This window comes from Janthinobacterium sp. 1L-D-8-B-C4, from assembly GCF_057291295.1.
Genome location: NZ_JBXAVX010000003.1, coordinates 45,471 through 64,339, shown reverse-complemented (window position 1 = coordinate 64,339; position 18,869 = coordinate 45,471). Strand labels below are relative to the sequence as shown.

Sequence of the window (18,869 nt, the reverse complement as noted above, 5' to 3'; positions counted from 1 at the left end):
TTAATGTGCATCCTTGGAAAGCGTGACGGCTGGTGCACCAGGCGAAGCTGGCGTGCTTGGCGTGGTCTTGTCGTCGGACTTCGAGAAGAAGCCGCGCACCAGCACGAAGAACACCGGCACGAAGAAGATACCGAGGAAAGTGGCCGACAGCATGCCGCCCAGGACGCCGATACCGATGGCGTTCTGGCTGCCCGAACCGGCGCCGCTGGAAATTGCCAATGGCAATACGCCCAGGCCGAAAGCGATCGAGGTCATCAGGATAGGGCGCAGGCGCAAACGTACCGCGTGCAAAGTCGCGTCCAGCAGCGACATGCCCGATTCCTGCATTTCCTTGGCAAACTCGACGATCAGAATCGCGTTCTTCGCCGACAGGCCCACCACCGTCAGCAAGCCGACCTGGAAGTACACGTCGTTCGACAGGCCGAACAGCCAGGTGCCAAGCACGGTACCGATCACGCCCAAAGGCACCACCAGCAGCACCGAGAACGGAATCGACCAGCTTTCATACAGCGCGGCCAGGCACAGGAACACGATCAGCAGCGAAATCGCATACAGCTGCGGCGTTTGCGAACCGGACTCGCGCTCTTCGAGCGAGGTGCCGGTCCACGACAGGCCGATACCGGCTGGCAGCTTGGCGACCATTTCTTCCATTGCATTCATGGCCGCGCCCGTGCTCTGGCCAGGCGCCGGCGTACCGAGGATTTCCATCGACGGCAGGCCGTTGTAGCGTTCCAGGCGTGGCGAAGCATAGATCCACTTGCCGGTGGCAAAGGCCGAGAACGGCACCATTTCGCCGGCGCTATTGCGCACATACCACTTGTTCAGGTCTTCCGGCACCATGCGCGCACTGGCTTCGCCCTGCATGTAGACCTTTTTCACGCGACCGCGGTCGATGAAGTCATTCACGTAAGCACTACCCCAGCCGACGGACAGCACGCGGTTGATTTCGTCGATCTTCAGGCCCAGCGAGGTGGCTTTCTGCTGGTCGATGTCGATCTTGTACTGTGGCGTGTCTTCCTGGCCGTTCGGGCGCACGCCGACCATGACCGGGTTCTGCGAAGCCATGCCCAGCAACTGGTTACGCGCAGCCATCAGGGCGTCGTGCCCCACGCCGCCCGTATCTTGCAGCTGCATGTCGAAACCGGTGGCGTTACCCAGTTCCAGCACGGCTGGCGGGGCGAACGTAAACACCATCGCGTCTTTCAGCTGCAGCAGCGCGCCCATGGCGCGGCCGGCAACAGCGGACGCCTTGGCATCGCCAGCCTTGCGCTCGGACCAGTCCTTCAGACGCACGAAGGCAATACCGGTGTTCTGGCCATTGCCGCCGAAGCTGAAGCCGGCCACCGCAAATACGGAAGCGACATTGGCTTTTTCATTCGTCATGAAGTGCTTTTCGACCTGCTTGATGACGTTTAGCGTACGCTCTTGCGTGGCGCCCGTCGGCAGCTGGATCTGGGTAAACAAAATACCCTGGTCTTCTTCCGGCAGGAACGAGGTCGGCAGGCGCATGAACACCAGCACCAGCGCCACCAGCAGCACGGCATACATCAGCATCGAGCGCAGGCGGTGGGTGATCATGCTGCCCACGAAGCCCTGGTATTTGTCGCTGCTGCGGTCGAAACCGCGGTTGAACCAGCCGAAGAAACCCTTGTTGGTGGCATGGTGGCCCTTTTCAATCGGCTTCAGAATGGTGGCGCACAAGGCCGGCGTAAACACCATCGCGACGATCACCGACAGCACCATCGACGAGACAATCGTAATGGAAAACTGGCGGTAAATCACGCCGGTCGAACCGGCAAAGAAGGCCATCGGCACGAACACGGCCGACAGCACCATGGCGATACCGACCAGCGCACCGGTAATCTGCGTCATCGATTTGCGCGTCGCTTCGAGCGGCGACAAGCCTTCTTCGCTCATCACACGCTCGACGTTTTCCACCACCACGATGGCGTCATCGACCAGCAAGCCGATCGCCAGCACCATCGCGAACATGGTCAGCGTATTGATGGAGTAGCCGAACGCGTTCAGGATACCGAAGGTGCCAAGCAGCACGACCGGCACGGCCATGGTCGGAATCAGGGTGGCGCGGAAGTTCTGCAGGAACAGATACATCACCAGGAACACCAGGATCACCGCTTCGACCAGGGTTTTCACCACTTCTTCGATCGACAGCTTGACGAATGGCGTGGTGTCGAACGCCACCACGGCTTTCATGCCGGCCGGGAACTGCTTGCCCAGGGTCTCGACCATCGCCTTGACGGCGGTGGCGGTATCGAGCGCATTGGCGCCGGTCGCCAGCTTGATGGCGATACCGGTGGCGGCATTGCCGTTGTAGCGGGCAACCGTATTGTAGTTCTCGCGGCCCAGTTCCATGCGCGCCACGTCTTTCAACAGCACTTGCGCGCCGCTGGTGGTGGTTTTCAGCAGGATCGCGCCGAACTGTTCAGCGGTCTGCAAGCGGCTTTGCGCCGATACGGTAGCGTTCAGCTGCTGGCCAGCAACGGCTGGCGCGCCACCCAGTTCACCGGCAGACACTTCGGCATTCTGGCCCTGGATCGAGGTGATGACGTCCGCTGGCGTCAGCTGGAAGCTTTGCAGCTTGGCCGGATCGAGCCAGATGCGCATCGCATATTGCGAACCGAACAGGGTGACGTCGCCGACGCCGGGAACGCGGCTCAGCGGATCGACCACGTTGGCGGCCACATAGTCGCTCAAGTCGGTCTGGTTCATCTTGCCGTCTTCGGAAATGAAGCCGAACACGATCATGAAGTTCTTGGTTGCCTTGGCCACCACCAGGCCCTGCTGGGTAACAGCGGTCGGCAGCAGTGGCGTGGCCAGCTGCAGCTTGTTCTGTACCTGCACCTGGGCGATGTCGGGATTGGTGCCGTTGGTGAACGTCAGCGTGATGCTGATGCCGCCGGTCGAATCGCTCGACGAAGACATGTAGCGCAAGCCATCGATGCCTTTCATCTTCTGTTCGATGACCTGGGTCACGGCGTCTTCCACGGTTTTCGCCGAGGCGCCCGGGTAGGAGCCGCTGATCGAAATCGATGGCGGCGCGATGCTTGGATACTGCGCAATCGGCAAACTGAGGATCGAGATTATGCCGGCAAGCATGATCACGATCGCGACCACCCAGGCAAAAATCGGGCGGTCAATGAAAAAACGGGCCATTAATATTCTCCTGAATTATTGGGCGCTGGCCGCTGGTGCGGACGCGGCTGGTGCGGCACCCGGTGCGGCTGGTGCGCCACCGGCGGCGGCAGACGCAGCGGCAGGTACGGCGACGGCAGGCGCGCCCGGCTTGATTTTTTGCAAGCCTTCCACGATCACGCGGTCGCCGGCGGCCAGGCCCGACGTCACGATCCAGCTGGTGCCGGAGGTGCCGTTGGTGGTGATGACGCGCTGCTCGACCTTGTTTTCCTTGTTCAGGATCATGGCGGTGGCTTCACCCTTCTGGTTGCGCGACACGCCCACTTGCGGCACGGTAATGGCTTTGTCATCGATACCCGTTTCCAGCTGGGTACGCACGAACATGCCTGGCAACAGCTCGCCTTTCGGGTTCGGGAACAGCGCGCGCAGGATCACGTTGCCGGTGGTCGGCTCGACGCTCACGCCGGCAAATTGGAGCTTGCCCGATTCGCTGTACTTGGTGCCGTCAGGCAAAATCAGGCTGACCTTGGCCTGGCCGTCGCCAGCTTTCTTCAGGCTGCCATCGGCCAGCTGGCGCTTCAGGCGCAGCAGGTCGGTACTGGACTGGGTCACGTCGACATAGATCGGGTCGAGTTGCTGCACGGTGGTCAGGGCGTCGGCCTGGCCGGCCGTGACCAGCGCGCCGGCCGTCACGGTCGAGCGGCTGGTGCGGCCGCTGATCGGCGCCGTCACGGTGGTGTAGCGCACGTTGATATTGGCCGATTCCAGCGCCGCGGTGGCCGCTTCGACATCAGCCTTGGCCTGCTCGTAAGTAGCGACGGCATCGTCGTATTCCTGGCGGCTGACGCCTTCGATGGCCACCAGTTCCTTGTAGCGCGCGACTTTCGGACCGGAAGTGAGCAGGTTGGCCTTGGCCTTGGTCAATGCGGCCTTGGCCGAATTGTAGGAAGCCTGGTAGCTGGCCGAATCGATCTGGTACAGCGGCGTGCCGGCTTTCACATCGGCGCCCTCGACGAACAGGCGCTTCTGGATAATGCCGCCCACTTGCGGACGCACATCGGCTACTTGATAGGCATTGGTCCGGCCGGACAGGTCGGCCACCATCGGCAACGCGGCCGGATTAACAGTAAACACGACAACCTGCGGCGCTTGCTGCGGCGGAGGCGCTGCCTGTTTTTTACTGCAGCCGGCCATGATTACAGTGGCGCACAGAACGGCAATAGCGCCGCTCGTACGCGGCGACGTCAGGGAAAATGTTGGTTGCATCTTGGACTTTCTGAAAAAGAAGCGGGCTAGTGTCGTTAGAAATGGGGTAATTTATTAACGCAGATCAAAGAATGAACGATCATTCTAAAATCGTCAAGCAGATTTACAATTGATACATGGAAACTTTTTTCGTTTTTGATGATCGGTACAGCAATGATTCGGGCACAGCAGGGCTCGCCTTGCATGAAACAGGGCTGGCAGGCGACGATAAAAATGGTGCAGCGGGGAAGTGGCTTGAACAGCTACTGTAGCAGGGTCGTGTTTTCTTTGCTTGCCTGCATGGCAAGCGTTGCGGCGGCGCAAAAACAAGTGCGGGATTTATGCGCCGTATTGAAAGGCATGCCATGGCGCGGCTACCTGATGGCCGCACTGCGGGGCGGCATTGGTCTGCCGCACCGCAGCGCCGAGGATTATTTCCACTTGCCGCGCAAATCCTGCACTTTTTGCTGCAGCAATTCCGGCGTGGCGTCCTCGGGCGCCACCGGCAGGCCGACTGCCAGCGACAGGCGCGAGCGCAGGCCGGCCTTGAAGGCGCGTTCGAACAGGTGACCGTTGCGGTGGCTGAGCAGATGGCCCCACAGGCCGCGCAGCGCCAGCGGAATCACCGGCACCTTGCTGCGCGCCACGATCTTGGCGATGCCGCCCTTGAACTCGCTGATCTGTCCCGTGCGCGTCAGCTTGCCTTCAGGGAAGATGCACACCAGGTCGCCTTCATGCAGGGCCTGGGCGATATCGACAAAGGCGCGCTCCATCAGGAAAGGATCGTCCTTGGCCGACGCAATCGGGATCGCCTTGGCGGTGCGAAATAACCAGCCCATCAGCGGCATCTTGAAAATCTTGTGGTCCATCACGAAACGGATCGGGCGCGGGCTGGCCGCGACGATGACGATGGCGTCCACATAGCTGACGTGGTTGCATACCAGCACGGCCGCGCCTTCGGCGGGAATCCGCTCGCCATCGACCACTTTCACGCGGTGCACGGTCTGTATCAGGATCCAGGCCAGGAAACGCATCAGGAATTCCGGCACCAGCGAGAAGATATACGCCGCCACCAGCGCGTTCAGGATGGCGGTGACGAGGAACAGCTGCGGTATCGTGAAACCTTGCCCCAGCAGCACGATGGCCACGCCGGCCGCCGCCACCATGAACAGCGCGTTGAGGATATTCATGCCGGCAATCGTGCGCGAAATGTGTTTCGGGTCGCAGCGCGTCTGGATCAGCGCGAACAGCGGCACGATGAAAAAACCGCCGAATACGCCGATCATGACGATGTCGAACAGGATGCGCGGCACGCCGGCCTGGCTGACGAACGCCAGCGCGTCGACGATTTGCGTGTTCGCATAGGCATTGCTGGCAAAGTACAGGTCGATGCCGAACAGCGACAGGCCGATCGAGCCGAACGGCACCAGGCCGATCTCGACCTTGTGGCCAGACAATTTCTCGCACAGCAGCGAACCGGTGCCGATACCAACCGAGAACACCGTCAGCAGCAGCACGAACACGCTATGGTCGCCATGCAGGAAATCCTTGGAGTACACCGGGAACTGCGCCAGGATCAGCGCGCCGTAGAACCAGAACCAGGAGTTGCCCAGCATGGCCAGGAAGACGGGACGGTTCTTGCGCGAAAAATTCAGGTTGCGAAACGACTCGGCCACGAAATTGATGCTGATTTTCAGGTCCGGCTCGGGCGCCGGCGTGCGCGGCACGCGGTAGCTGGCGATCAGGCCAAAAATGGCGACCACGATGGTCGCGCCGGCCACCAGTTCCACCCCCAGCGGCTTGTGCACGATCAGCACGGCGCCCAATATCTCGCCAAGCAGAATGCCGACAAAGGTGCCCATTTCGATCAGGCCATTGCCACCGACCAGTTCCTCCGGTTTCAGCTGCTGCGGCAGATAGGCATACTTGACGGGGCCAAACAGCGTGGAATGGATGCCCATGCCGACCACCGCCGCCACCAGCAGCCACAGGGTATGCGTCATCCAGCCGGCAGCAGCCACGCCCATGATGACCAGTTCCATCCATTTCACGAAACGGGCCAGGCCAGCCTTTTCAAATTTGTCGGCCAGCTGGCCGGCGGTGGCCGAAAACACCACGTAGGGCAGGATGAACAGGCCGGGGATCAGGTTGGTGATGGTGGACGGGTCGAGCGAGGTCCAGCTCAGCGCGTCGTAGGCCAGGATCACCATCAGCGCCGTCTTGAACAGATTGTCGTTGAAGGCGCCGAAGAACTGGGTCCAGAAAAACGGCCCGAAGCGGCGCTGCGACAACAAGGAAAACTGGCTGCTCTGACTCATGGCGTGGAAATGGGAAGTGAACGAATTGCTAAAATACAGCACTATCCTGCGCACGACAATCTGAATGTCGCGCTATTGCTTCTAGTCAATACCGGCAACAGCACGGCATTGCATGCTGACAACCTCTGCGGAGGAATTGCCGCATGGCTATAAGAAAACCCCGTTTCTTGATAATAAGGTAAGGTGCGCATACATCGGGTGCCGCTCCCTGTTGCGCCCTGTCCTGCCAGGAAAGCCGACCTATGTTTGTACTGATACCGCTGGTATTGCTGGGCTTGTTGATTACCGCCTTTGTCGTCGCGCTCAAAAGCCGCGCCAAAGTGGCGGCCCTTGAAGCGGCCACGGCACGCTTGCGGCGCGAAGTCGACAGCATCCAGGAACGCCTGAGCAGGCTCGATCTGGGCCCTGCCGTGCCGCGCAAAAACGCCGAAGCTGCGGTGGAGACCCGCGCCGAGGCAAGGGTGGAGCCGGCGCCGCCAGCCGAGGCTGCGCAGCCCACCCCCACACCCGCGCCGGCGCCCGCGCAGTTACCCGAGCTTGTGCCGCCAGCGATCACCATTTCGCTCGACAAGCGCCCGCGCCAGACGGTTCCCGCGTCTGAAGCACTACCGCCAGCACCGTTACCTGCAACACCCGTGCCGCCGGCCAAACCCGTGCCGCCAGCGCCCACCGCACCCAATACCCCGGCCTGGGTCAACGACACGGAAGACCTGTTTGCCAAGGCCAAAGCCTGGCTGTTCGAGGGCAACTTGGTGGCCAAGCTGGGTTTGCTGATTTTGTTCCTCGGCGTCAGCTTCCTGCTCAAATATGTGTCGGCGCAAGTGACCTTGCCGATCGAACTGCGCCTGGCCGGCATCGCGCTGGCCGACATTGCCCTGCTGGCCTGGGCCTGGCGCATTCGCGTGGCGCGCCCCGGTATCAGCCTGCCGCTGCAGGGCACGGCGCTGGCGATATTGATGCTGGTCACCTTTGGCGCCTTCCGCCTGTATGAACTGATGCCGGCCGGCCTCGCCTTCGCGCTGCTGTTTGTGCTGACCGCATTTACCTGTTTGCTGGCGGTGCTGCAGAACGCCGTCTGGCTGGCCGTGTTCGGCATTATCGGCGGCTTTGCCGTGCCGATCCTGGTGTCGACCGGCGGCAGCAGCCATATCGGCCTGTTCAGCTATTACGCGCTGCTGAACGCCGGCGTGTTTGCCATCGCCCTGAAACGCGCCTGGCGCGTGTTGAACGTACTGAGCTTTGGCTTCACGTTCGTGGTCGCCACAGCCTGGGGCCTGCTGCGCTACACGCCGGAAAATTATCTGTCGACGCAGCTGTTCCTGGTCCTGTTCGTGCTGTTCTATGTCGGCATTGCGATCGCCTATTGCGCACGTCAGGCACCGCGCCTGAAACACTATGTCGACGGCACGCTGGTGTTCGGCACGCCGCTGGCCGCCATGGGCCTGCAGTACGGCCTGGTCAAGGACGTCCATTTCGGCCTGGCGTTTTCGGCGCTGGCCGGCGGCCTGTTCTATACCGGCCTGGCGGTGGCGCTGTGGCGCCGCCACGGCGGCCACTTCAAGCTGCTGGCCGAAGCCTTCCTGGCGCTGGGCATCGTGTTCGGTACGCTGGCGATACCGTTTGCGCTCGACGGCCGCTGGACTTCCGCCGCCTGGGCGCTGGAAGGCGCCGGCATCGTCTGGGTCGGCCTGCGCCAGCGCCAGCCGCTGGCTTGGGCCTTTGGTCTGCTGGTGCAGGCGGGAGCATGGATCTCTTTCCTGGGCATCCTGGCGGACATGAATACGGAAATCGCGCTGCAATCGAATCTGTGGCTGGGCTTCTTGCTTCTGGCCGCCGCCGCCCTGCTGATGGCGATCAATTTCCGCCGCCAGCAAGGTGTGGTACACGTCAAATTGCCGCCGGAACTGATGCAGGGCCTGTCGGTGGTGTTTTTGACCGGCGCCACGGCCTGGCTGCTGGGTGGCTTGTGGACCGAAATTTTGCTGCGCACCGACGCCATCACGCAGCTGAACCTGCTGACCGTCAGCGCGCTGGCGGTGGCCGCCGGCCTGTTCTGGCTGGCGCAGCGCTTGCAATGGTCGGTGCCGCGCGTGCTGCTGCTGCTGGTGCAACTGCTGGCCGGCGCCGTGCTGTTGCTGCGCATGGGCCTGGAGTGGAACGACCATTCCAGCAACCTGTTCCATGGCACCCTGGTCAGCGCGCTGCTGCTGTGCACCGCCGCCCTGGCCAGCGCCCGCTACACACAGCGCCAAGTACAGATGGAACCCGGCGCGAAGCTGGCGCTGGCCGCGCTGCCGCTGCTGCAATGGAGCGGCCTGCTGTGGTTTGTCGGCATCCTGTTCCCGCTCACCAGCTGGCTGCTGCGCCTGGTCGATGGCAGCGACAGCATGCATCCGCACGCCGGCGAACACTGGCTGGCGCTGTACCTGATTGCCATCAGCGTCACCACGCCGCTGTTCGCACTGCTGGCGCGCCGCCTGGCATGGCCGCAATTGCGCTGGTTTACGCCAGCCGTCTGGATCGGCCTGGGCCTGTGGAGCGCCAACATGCTGCTGGCCTTGTATTTGCGTGAATACCTGCCGACCGGCCTGTCCTGGCTGGCGCTGGCCTGCATGCTTGCCAGCGGCGAATTCATGCTGCGCACCTGGTCGCGCGCCGGCTGGCGCATCGACCTGCGCATGCTGCGCCTGCTGCATACGGTGCGCACGGCCGCACCCTGGCTGATGCTGTGGCCGGTAGGTGCCATGCATATCGACGCCTGGCTGGCTGGCCAGGGTGACGCCGTCAGCCCGGCCTGGTCGCGCTATTTGCCGGCCTGGGCCATGATGCTGGCGCTGGCACTGCTGATCCGCCGCTGCCGCGCGGGCGGCTGGCCGGTGGCGCCGATCGCCGGCTGGTACCAGCGCACTCTGATACCGCTTGGCGCGCTATGGTCGCTGGTGCTGATTGCCGTCTGGAACGTCGTCGACAACGGCGCCATGGCACCCCTGCCCTATCTGCCTCTGCTTAATCCGCTTGACCTCAGCAGCGGCTTTGCGATCCTCTTGGGCGTCGCCGCCTGGCGGCTGCTGCAGGCTGGCCGGCCGCTGTGGCTGGAACAGTTCCAGGCGCGCGTGCCGGTAGTGGCCGCCTGTTTCACGTATGGCTGGTTCAACCTGATGTTGCTGCGCACGGTATCGAATTACATGGGCGTGCCGTACGAATTCGATGACATGATGGCCTCGCAGTTCGTGCAGGCCATGCTGTCGCTGGTGTGGAGCATTACGGCGCTGCTGCTGATGCGCCATGCGGCCCAGCACCAGCGGCGCCAGCAATGGAGCCTGGGCGCGGTGCTGCTGGTGCTGGTGGTATTGAAATTGTTCCTGGTCGACCTGTCGAGCGTGGGCGGCATCGCCCGCATCGTGTCGTTTGTGGGCGTGGGCCTGCTGATGTTGCTGATCGGCTACCTGGCGCCGTTCCCCAAGGCCGACCCCTTGCTTGAGCCAAAACCGGAGGGTGCATGAAACTGAACTTGCTGCTATGCGCGGCGCTGGCCTGCGGCACGGCGCTGGCCCAGGCCACGCCGGACCATCCTGCCAACTATGGCTGGACCATGGCGGTGCAGCCACCGGCCGGGGCCGGCATTGCGCGCCTGCCGCTGCCGAAGGAAGTCTATCTGCATGCGCGCTCGGCCAGCCTGGCCGATGTGCGCCTGTTCGACCGCGACGGCCAGCGGCTGTCGTTCGCCATCAGCGCGCCACCGGCCCGCTCGAGCACCCAGCGCAGCAGCATGGCCGCACGCATCTTTCCCGTTATTGGCAAGCCCGGCAGCGGCGGCGGCCTGCAAAACGTCGAGATACGTACCAGCACCGATGGGCGATTGCTATCGGTCAATGCAAGCAGCGCTGCGGCGGACAACGCGTCCAGCCTGCAGGCGCTGATCCTCGACCTGGGCCAGCCGGCCGACGGCAAGCGCATCGCCGCGCTGCGCCTGACGCCACCCGCCGCTCTGGGCGACTACAGCGCCCAGGTGCTGCTTGAAGCGAGCGACGACCTGAAGCACTGGGATGCGATCGGCACCACCACCCTGAACTGGCTGCGCAACAGCGATACGCAAACCCTGGCCAATGACAGCATCGAGTTTGCGCCGCGCGCCTTCCGCTATGCCCGCCTGAGCTGGCAGGATGGCGCACCGGTGGTGTTTGCCGCCGTTACCGCGCAAGCCGTCAGCCAGTCCGAAGCAGCACCGCCGCGCGCGAGCATCGCCTTGCAGGCCGCGCCCGGCAAAGCGGCCGGCGAATGGGTCTACGCTACCCCGCTGGCGATTCCCGCCGACAGCATCGCGCTGCAATTTGCGCAAACCAATGTGGTGCTGCCGGTCACCTTGGGTGTGTATCGCCAGGATTCGTATGTAGCGCCACGCCGCCTGCAGCTGCACCGGCAAACGCGGCCTGCGCAGGGCGTGTATTTCGAACCGCTGCTCAGTACCAGCTTTTACCGCATCAGCGACACCGGCAAGGAGCGCGTCTCGGGCGAACTGGCGATGCCGGTGGTGCAGACGACGCAATGGGTGCTGCGCGCGCAAAACGAACAAACCCCACTGCCGGCCAGCGCGCCCGCCTTGCGCCTGGGCTGGACGCCGGAAACGCTGGTGTTCCTGGCCAGCGGCAAGGGGCCCTATCAACTGGTGTTCGGCAAGGTCGATGCGGCCCAGGCGGCGCTGCCGCTGTCGCAGGTGGCGCCCGGCTATGACGCGGGGGAATTGCAGGCGCTGCCGCTTGCCAGCCTGGGGCCGCTGACGGCGCGCGCCGGTGCGCAAACAGCGCCTGCCCCGGCCGGCAAAGGTGCGCCCTGGCGCCTGGCGGCGCTGTGGGCCGCCCTGCTGCTGGGCGTGGGCGTGCTGGGCTTTTTTGCCTGGCGCCTGCTGTCGCAGATGAAGCAAGAACAGACGCCGCCATAAGCTGTCACTGGCGCAACAGCGCTTTGAAGGTCTGCGGCATCCACGGCCGCGCCGCCAGCATGAAACTGATCGCCAGCCGTTCTTCGCCAGGCAGGCGCGCGTCTTCCTGGTGCAGGCGCGAAAATTCCACCGCCACCTGCCGCAGGCGTTCGAGCAGCGCTGCGGTGGACTTTTTCGACAGCATCACGTTCACCAGGCGCAGCAGTTCGCTCTCGCCATCGAACTGCGAGTTCAGATAGTCGTCGTAGGCTTCCTGCTTGAAATAGGCATGGATGGGGCCGTTCGGTATCCAGGCAAAAGTGCGCGCCACCAGCAGCTTGACCCGGTTGTTCGGCAGCAGCTCCAGGAAACCGATCTTGTCCAGGCGCAGCAGGCATCTCACTGCCTGCGCTTCGCTGATGTCATAGATGGCGATGATCTGTTCCAGCGGCAAAAGATTCAGGGCCGATACGGCGACGATGAACAGCCTGGTGTCTTCGATGATTTCCTTTTCCTGCGCATACGTCAGCCCCGTGATCAGGGCCGGCGCCGCCTGCGCCGCCTGCACGGCCAGCGCCAGCTGCTGGAAATCGCTGTCGATGGCGACCAGTATCTGCTCAACCCGCTGCAAGGTAAATTGTTTCAGCGAGAACATGCGCTTGACGCTGGCCTCGGACACACCTATCCTGCGCGCCAGTTCGGCATAGGTCACCGAGCGTGCCTTGAGCAGGCGCTTCAGGGCTTCGATCAGGGCGTGGGTTTGCTGCATGGCCATCCTTCGCTTGACTAGGAACAACATAGTATCAAAAAGTGATACTCGCAGTATGACTGCCCACTACGAGTAGCATTTTCGTTGACCAAACTCACCCCATCGACAATGATGGTCATGCCAATTCGGCAAATCTGAAGGAGAAACACCATGAAACTGCGTGCCCGTCTGTTGCCCCTGTACCTGATGCTGAGCTTGTCCGCCGCACTGCCCGCCATGGCGCATGCGGAAGCTTCCGAAAACCTGTCGCGTGGTTCGCAAAACCTGAGCCAGGGTTCGGCGGTGGTGGTGGCCGGCTCCATGTCGATGCTGGTGGCCTCGGGCCAGGTGATGATCGCCAGCCTGGAAGCGGTCGGCGAAGGCGTCGTCATCGTGCTGAAAGGCGCGTCCGAAGCCGGCAGCGCCTCGATCCAATTGAGCGGCCAGGCGGCGCAAGGCCTGTCGCTGGCGGTCGGCACGGTGGTCAGCGTGGTGGCGGTGTCGACCGGCCATGTGCTGGTGGCGTCGGGCAAGGCGATTGCCTTTATTCCCAATGAACTGGGCAAGTCGCTGCTGTACCATTCGAAGGCATAAGCCATGAAACAGCTGACCGCCCTCGTATTGAGCCTGCTGCTGGCCGGCGCCGCCCATGCGGGGCGCTCGTGCGAAGAAAAACCGGCCGAAGCCAACGATGTCGTCAAATCGATGGCGCTGGCGCAAAAGACCCTGCAGGCGCTGGACGCTTCCGGCGCACAGGTGGCGCTGCTGGCGCGCGCCGGGCAGGACCTGTCGAAATACCAGCTGCGCTATTCGCACATGGCGCTGGCCTGGCGCGACCATCCGAACGGGCGCTGGCTGGTGGTGCATGAACTCAATGAATGCGGCACGGCGCAGTCGTCGCTGTACAACGAAGGGCTGGGCAATTTTTTCATGAGCGACGTGTTCATGTACGAAAGCATGATCATGATCCCGTCGCCGGAAACCCAGCAGCAGCTGGCGCGCTTGCTGGCCTCGAATACGCCCAAGCGCTTGCACGAGGCACACTACAATATGCTGGCCTATCCGTTCTCGACCAAATACCAGAATTCGAACCAGTGGGTACTGGAAACCCTGGCCGCCGCCAGCAACGATCCGGGCAAGATCGAAACGCGCGCCGAAGCGCAGACCTGGCTGCGCAGCGCCAGCTACGCGCCGCAAACGCTCAGCATTCCCGCCGCCACGCGCCTGGGCGCGCGCATGTTCCGCGCCAATATCGCCTTTGACGACCACCCGTTCGAGCGCCGCATGACGCGCCAGATCGACGTCGTCACGGTCGACTCCATCGTGCGCTTCATGCGCCAGCGTGAACCGCAGGCGCAGGAAATCGTGGTGCGGGGCGACTGATCGCCACGCACCACAGGCTTAAAACACCCAGAGTTTATCGGCCGGCATATGCAGCCAGTATTTGCCGGCATCGAGTTTATGCCGGGAATAAGCGCGCAGGCTGAGATTATCCACACCGCCGCGCTCGAACAGGCACTCCCAGCGGTCGCCCAGATACATGCAGGTCAGCAGCGGCAGCTCGATCGCGTTCTCGACCTGGGTGGCGCTGACCTTCACCTCCTCCACGCGTATCATGGTGGTTACTTCCGTGCCGGTATTGGCGCCGCGCGCCACGCCCTGCAGCGGCGCGCCGTCGATCTGCAGGCTGACCCGGTTGCCCTCGCGGCGCAGCACCTTGCCCGGCAGGCGGTTGTTGCTGCCCATGAATTCGGCGGTGAACAGGGTATCGGGCGTTTCATACATGCTTTGCGGCGTGCCCTGCTGCTCGATCTTGCCGTTGTTGAGCAGCAAGATGCGGTCCGAAATGGCCATCGCCTCGCCCTGGTCGTGGGTCACCATCAGCGCCGACAGGCCCAGGCGCACGATCAGTTCGCGCAAAAAGGCGCGCGCTTCCTCGCGCAGCTTGGCGTCCAGGTTCGACAGCGGTTCGTCGAGCAGGATCACGGGCGGGTTGTACACCAGCGCGCGGGCGATCGCCACGCGCTGCTGCTGGCCGCCGGACAACTGATGCGGATAGCGCTCGCCCAGGTGCCCCAGGCCCAGCTGCGTCAGCACTTCCTTGACGCGTTCGGCGATGTCGCTGCTGCCCATCTTGCGCAGTTTCAGGCCGTAGGCGACATTGTCGAACACGGTCTTGTGCGGCCACAGCGCGTAGGACTGGAATACCAGGCCCAGGTTGCGCTGCTCGGCCGGCATCTCGAAGCGTTTCGCGCCGTCAAACACATTGCGCGGGCCGATTTCGATGCTGCCCGCCTTCGGGCTTTCCAGCCCGGCCACGGCGCGCAGCAAGGTGGTCTTGCCGCTGCCCGAAGGCCCCAGCAAGGCGACCACTTCGCCTTTTTTCAGGTGCATCGAGACACCCTTCAGTATCTGGTTGGCGGATGCGCCGGTGCCATAGTCCAGGTACAGCTCATTGACGGTCAGTTCATTCATGATAGGGTCTCAGTGTATTTTTAGTTATGTAACTTGACGCCAAAGCGCAGCGCGATGCCCAGGCCAATGGCCACCAGGGTGATGTTGATGAACGACAGCGCCGCCACCAGGTCGGTCGAGCCGCCGGCCCACAGCGACACCAGCATGGCGCCGATCACTTCGGTGCCGGGCGAGAGCAGGTACACGCCGGTCGAGTATTCGCGTTCGAAAATCAAAAACACCATCAGCCAGGCGCCCAGCAGGCCATATTTGATCAAGGGCAGCGTGACGTCGCGCGTGACCTGGCCACGGTTGGCGCCGACAGCGCGCGCCGCCTCTTCCAGTTCCGGACCCACCTGCAGCAGCGCGGTGGAAATCAGGCGCATGCCGTAGGCCATCCACACCACCGAATAGGCCAGCCACAGCGCGAAGATGGTCGAGCGCACTTCGCGCAGCACCGGAATCACATGGCCGCTCAGCCACAGGGCCACGCCGTTGTCCATGCCTTTCAAGATGCCGTCGAGCCAGGCCGGCACGAACAGGAACACCCACAGGAACGACAGGCCGGCCAGCAGGCCCGGCACGGCGCGCGGCACCAGCACGCTGTAGTCGAGCAGGCGGGTAATGCCGTCCTGCTTGCGGTGCATGGCCAGCGCGATGAAGCTGTAGCAGCCAACGGCCAGCGCGCCGCCGACCACGCCGATCAGGATGGTGTTGACGATGCCGCGCACCAGGGAGGGCTGGTCGAAAATGTCGCGGAAATGCTGCAAGGTCAATACGTCGGCCAGGTGCACGCCCTCGCCCCAGTACTGCACGAACGAACGCAGCACGATGCCGGTCAATGGCAGGATGATGGTGAAGATCAGCCAGCCGGCCAGCAGCGCGAACGCCAGCCACTTCCAGCGGCCCAGCGGCATGGCCTTGCTGCGCGCGCCCTTGCCCTTGATCGACACGTATTTGTTGGCGGACTTGAGCAGCCAGCGCTGTATCATCACCAGCGGCATGGTCACCATCACCAGGCAAACGGCAACGGCGGCCATCAGGTGGTACGACGGCGTACCGAGTTTGTTGGTCAGCTTGTACAGGTAGGTCGGCAGCACCAGGTGGCCTTCCGGGTCACCCAGCACCAGCACCAGCCCGAACACCTCGAAGCCGAGGAAGAACACCAGCACGCCGGCATACGCCAGCGCCGGCATGATCATCGGCAGCGACACATTCATCATCACCTGCACCGGCGAGGCGCCAGCCACGCGGGCCGCTTCTTCCACATCCGAACCGAGGCTTTTCAGCGCCGACGACGCGTACAGATACACGTGCGGCACGTGGGTCAGGCCGGCGATGATGACGATGCTGGTGAACGAATAGATATTCCACGGCACGAAGCCGAGCAGCTCCTTGGCCCAGGTCGAGTAGAAGCCCACCGGCCCCATCGACACCACATAGCCAAAGCCCATCACCATCGGCGACACGAAGATCGGCACCAGCAGCATCGGCGCGACCCAGCCGCGGCCCGGCAGGTCGGTGCGCACCATCAAAAAGGCCAGCATGCCGCCCAGCGGCACGGCGATCACGGTCAGGCCGAAGGCCAGCATCAGGCCATTCTTGAAGGCCATCGAGAAATCGGGATCATCGAAAATGAAACGGTAGGAATCAAAACCGAATTCGCGCACCGGCATGAAGAATGGCGCGGACAAAAAGCTTTGATAAAAAATCAGGAACAGCGGCAGGAAAATGGCCACCAGGGTGATCGCCACGACCACGCCGCGCGGCCAGTTCAGGCGCGACAAGGGAGAGCGCGACCGTGCAGGCAGCGGCAAGATAGCAGTTTGCATGAGAAATCCAATGAATGAGGGTGCGGCATCGAGCTGCGGGCGAACCCGCAGCTGGCCAGGACGGCATTATTTTTTGCCGGCTGTTTCTTTCCATTGTTTTAAAAAGGCCATGCGCTTGGCAGGCCCCAGGAACTGCAGGATGATCGGGTGCACCGGCACCGGTTTGACATTGGCGGCGCCGATTTGCTTGATCAGGTCGGCTGAGGTGGTCTCGCCGGTGACGTCGGCGCGGATCGCATACAGCTTGGCGCCGTTCGCGATGATAGTCTGGCCGCGGTGCGACAGGATGTAATCGAGCCACAGCTTGCCGGCGTTGACGTTTTTCGCGTTCTTGTTGATGAACTGCACGCGCGACAGAATCAGCGTGTAATCCTTGGGCAGCACCACGCCGATCGACGGATCGTTCTTGGCGCGCACCAGTGCGTAAGAGCCCAGCACGTTATAGCCGATCAGGTTTTCGCCCGACGAAATGCGCTCCATCATGGTGCCGGTCGACGACTGCACCCGCACCTTGGCCGTGCCGAACGCGTTTTGCAGCGCCAGGAACTGCGGATACTCTTTCGCATCCTGCGACATGAACATGAAGCCCACGCCCGATTTTTCGATATCGTAGGTAGTGACCTTGTCCTTGAATTTCGGCGTGGCGATCAGCTTGACGAAGTCGTCATGGTTCTTCGGCACTTCCTTCGGGTCGAGCAAACGCTTGTTGTAGACGATGGCAGCCGGCTCGAACGTGGTGCCGTAGGCCTGGTCGTCCCACATTGCCCAGCCAGGAATCTTGGCCGCTTCGACCGACTTGTATTTCAGTGCGTAGCCGTCCGAGGCCAGGCGCATCTGCAAGTCCATCGCCGACGACCACATGACGTCGGCCGTATTGCCGCCGGCGGCCACTTCGGAAATGAAGCGGTTGTACACCTCGGTCGAATTCATGTCGTTGTATTCGACCGAAATACCGGGGTACAGGGCGCTGAAATCCTTGATCAGGGGCGCGGCGGCCTTGCTGTCGGTGGCGCTGTAGATCACTACCTTGCCTTCCTTTTTCGCCGCGTCGATGATCTTCTGGTAGTCGGCCGGATAACCTGCCGGCACTTGCGCAAAGGCGGCACCGGTGGCGCCGGCGAAAGCGGCGGCCAGGGCGATGGCGAGGATGGTCTTGGTTTGCATGGTTGTCTCCGTCTGTGATTGTTGTAAGGTTGCTTGCTATGGCTTCAGCGCATCAGGCCCAGTTCGGCTGCCTGCCTGGAGTATCGTTCGACTGCCTGCGTTACGTACTGTGTCAATTTGTCGCCCGTCAGCGCGAACGGATACATGCCCGCCTGCGTGCGCCACTGGGCAAACTGCGGCGTGGCCATGGCGCGGTCAAACGTGGCCACCCAGCGCTGGTAATCCGCTTCCGGCACCTGCGGTCCCATCCACACGCCGCGGATAATGGGCCAGACCACGTCGATGCCCTGCTCGCGCGCCGTCGGCACGCCGGCCAGCACGCCGGGCAGGCGTTTTTCCGACAGCACCGCCAGCACCCGCGCATGATTCTGGCCGGCGTTCAGGGTCGCTTCGGACGTATCGCCCGACATCACCTGCACGTAATCTGCCTGCATCGCCGTGAAGATCTCGCCGCCGCCCTCCAGCGCCACGAAGCGCAGCACTTTCGGGTCGATGCCGGCCTGGCGCGCCACCAGCGCCATCTTCAGCCAGTCCTGGCTGCCGATGGTGCCGGACACGCCGATCAGCACCTTGTCGGGGTGGCGCTTGAGTGCAGCGATCAGGTCGCCCAGGCTTTTGTAGGGTGAATCGCTGCGCACGGCGATCATGCCGTAGTCGGCGCCCAGCGCCGCCACCCAGCGCACGTCGCCCGCCTTGGCGTTGCCAAACTTGCCTTGCGCCAGGTTCAGCAGCGAGCCGCCCGAAAACACCACCAGGGTGTTGGCTTCGGCGCGGCGGCGCTGCGAACCCATCGAGCGCCAGGCCACCGCGCCAATGCCGCCCGGCAGATAACTGATGCGCACCGACGAGGCAAACGGCGCCGCCGTGGCCAGATCGGGCTGCAGCAGGCCCTTCTGCGCCAGCTTGCACGTCAGGTCCATGGCGCCGCCCGGCTTGGACGGCACCACGCAGTCGACTTCAGGCGCAGCTGCCGATGCCATTGCGGGCAGCAGCAGGAGCAGCAGCGACAGGAAAGCGGTGCGCAGCATCGTCATGGC

General features: G+C 63.0%; 13 protein-coding genes. 5 read left to right on the top strand and 8 right to left on the bottom strand.

Annotated features, from left to right (window positions below; all coding sequences use genetic code 11):
- On the bottom strand, positions 1 to 3,174 hold the full coding sequence (locus AC0Z42_RS06175) for an efflux RND transporter permease subunit (RefSeq protein ID WP_485467368.1): 3,174 nt from the start codon (positions 3,172 to 3,174) through the stop codon (positions 1 to 3).
- A gap of 15 nt (positions 3,175 to 3,189) precedes the next feature.
- Complete coding sequence (locus AC0Z42_RS06170; protein WP_485467367.1) at positions 3,190 to 4,419, bottom strand: efflux RND transporter periplasmic adaptor subunit; 1,230 nt, start codon at positions 4,417 to 4,419, stop codon at positions 3,190 to 3,192.
- A gap of 116 nt (positions 4,420 to 4,535) precedes the next feature.
- On the opposite strand from AC0Z42_RS06170, the gene AC0Z42_RS06165 reads away from it, so the two are divergent.
- Positions 4,536 to 4,670, top strand: coding sequence for a hypothetical protein (locus AC0Z42_RS06165; RefSeq protein ID WP_485467366.1), 135 nt, complete (start codon positions 4,536 to 4,538; stop codon positions 4,668 to 4,670).
- 159 nt (positions 4,671 to 4,829) lie between these two features.
- On the opposite strand, the gene AC0Z42_RS06160 is transcribed toward AC0Z42_RS06165, so the two are convergent.
- Positions 4,830 to 6,716 (bottom strand): MFS transporter, encoded by a 1,887-nt coding sequence (locus AC0Z42_RS06160; RefSeq protein ID WP_485467365.1) that lies wholly within the window; start codon positions 6,714 to 6,716, stop codon positions 4,830 to 4,832.
- A gap of 242 nt (positions 6,717 to 6,958) precedes the next feature.
- Between AC0Z42_RS06160 and AC0Z42_RS06155 the strand changes: the two genes are divergently transcribed.
- Complete coding sequence (locus AC0Z42_RS06155) at positions 6,959 to 10,219, top strand: DUF2339 domain-containing protein (RefSeq protein WP_485467364.1); 3,261 nt, start codon at positions 6,959 to 6,961, stop codon at positions 10,217 to 10,219.
- Positions 10,216 to 11,655 (top strand): DUF3999 family protein, encoded by a 1,440-nt coding sequence (locus AC0Z42_RS06150; protein ID WP_485467363.1) that lies wholly within the window; start codon positions 10,216 to 10,218, stop codon positions 11,653 to 11,655. Before AC0Z42_RS06155 ends, AC0Z42_RS06150 begins: the two co-directional genes overlap by 4 nt.
- Before the next feature lie 4 nt (positions 11,656 to 11,659).
- Here the strand turns inward: AC0Z42_RS06150 and AC0Z42_RS06145 are convergent, their stop codons facing one another.
- Positions 11,660 to 12,403, bottom strand: a complete 744-nt coding sequence (locus AC0Z42_RS06145; RefSeq protein ID WP_485467362.1) for a helix-turn-helix domain-containing protein — start codon at positions 12,401 to 12,403, stop codon at positions 11,660 to 11,662.
- A 150-nt stretch (positions 12,404 to 12,553) separates the two neighbouring features.
- Here AC0Z42_RS06145 and AC0Z42_RS06140 point away from each other — a divergent pair, with 150 nt between their 5' ends.
- Both AC0Z42_RS06140 and AC0Z42_RS06135 read left to right on the top strand, forming a co-directional pair.
- On the top strand, positions 12,554 to 12,976 hold the full coding sequence (locus AC0Z42_RS06140; protein ID WP_485467361.1) for a hypothetical protein: 423 nt from the start codon (positions 12,554 to 12,556) through the stop codon (positions 12,974 to 12,976).
- A gap of 3 nt (positions 12,977 to 12,979) precedes the next feature.
- Positions 12,980 to 13,765: a DUF2145 domain-containing protein gene (locus AC0Z42_RS06135; RefSeq protein WP_485467360.1), complete on the top strand. Its 786-nt coding sequence runs from the start codon at positions 12,980 to 12,982 to the stop codon at positions 13,763 to 13,765.
- Between the two features lie 18 nt (positions 13,766 to 13,783).
- Here AC0Z42_RS06135 and AC0Z42_RS06130 read toward each other — a convergent pair whose 3' ends face one another.
- The 4 genes from AC0Z42_RS06130 to AC0Z42_RS06115 form a co-directional block, all read right to left on the bottom strand.
- Positions 13,784 to 14,857, bottom strand: a complete 1,074-nt coding sequence (locus AC0Z42_RS06130) for an ABC transporter ATP-binding protein (RefSeq protein ID WP_485467359.1) — start codon at positions 14,855 to 14,857, stop codon at positions 13,784 to 13,786.
- A gap of 20 nt (positions 14,858 to 14,877) precedes the next feature.
- Positions 14,878 to 16,668 carry an ABC transporter permease gene (locus AC0Z42_RS06125; protein ID WP_485467358.1) on the bottom strand — a complete coding sequence of 597 codons (1,791 nt, stop codon included), beginning with the start codon at positions 16,666 to 16,668 and terminating at the stop codon, positions 14,878 to 14,880.
- A gap of 66 nt (positions 16,669 to 16,734) precedes the next feature.
- Entirely contained in the window at positions 16,735 to 17,832 is a 1,098-nt protein-coding gene (locus AC0Z42_RS06120; RefSeq protein ID WP_485467357.1) for an ABC transporter substrate-binding protein, read from the bottom strand.
- Positions 17,833 to 17,876: 44 nt separating this feature from the next.
- Entirely contained in the window at positions 17,877 to 18,866 is a 990-nt protein-coding gene (locus AC0Z42_RS06115; protein ID WP_485467356.1) for a Bug family tripartite tricarboxylate transporter substrate binding protein, read from the bottom strand.
- Between the last annotated feature and the right edge of the window lie 3 nt (positions 18,867 to 18,869).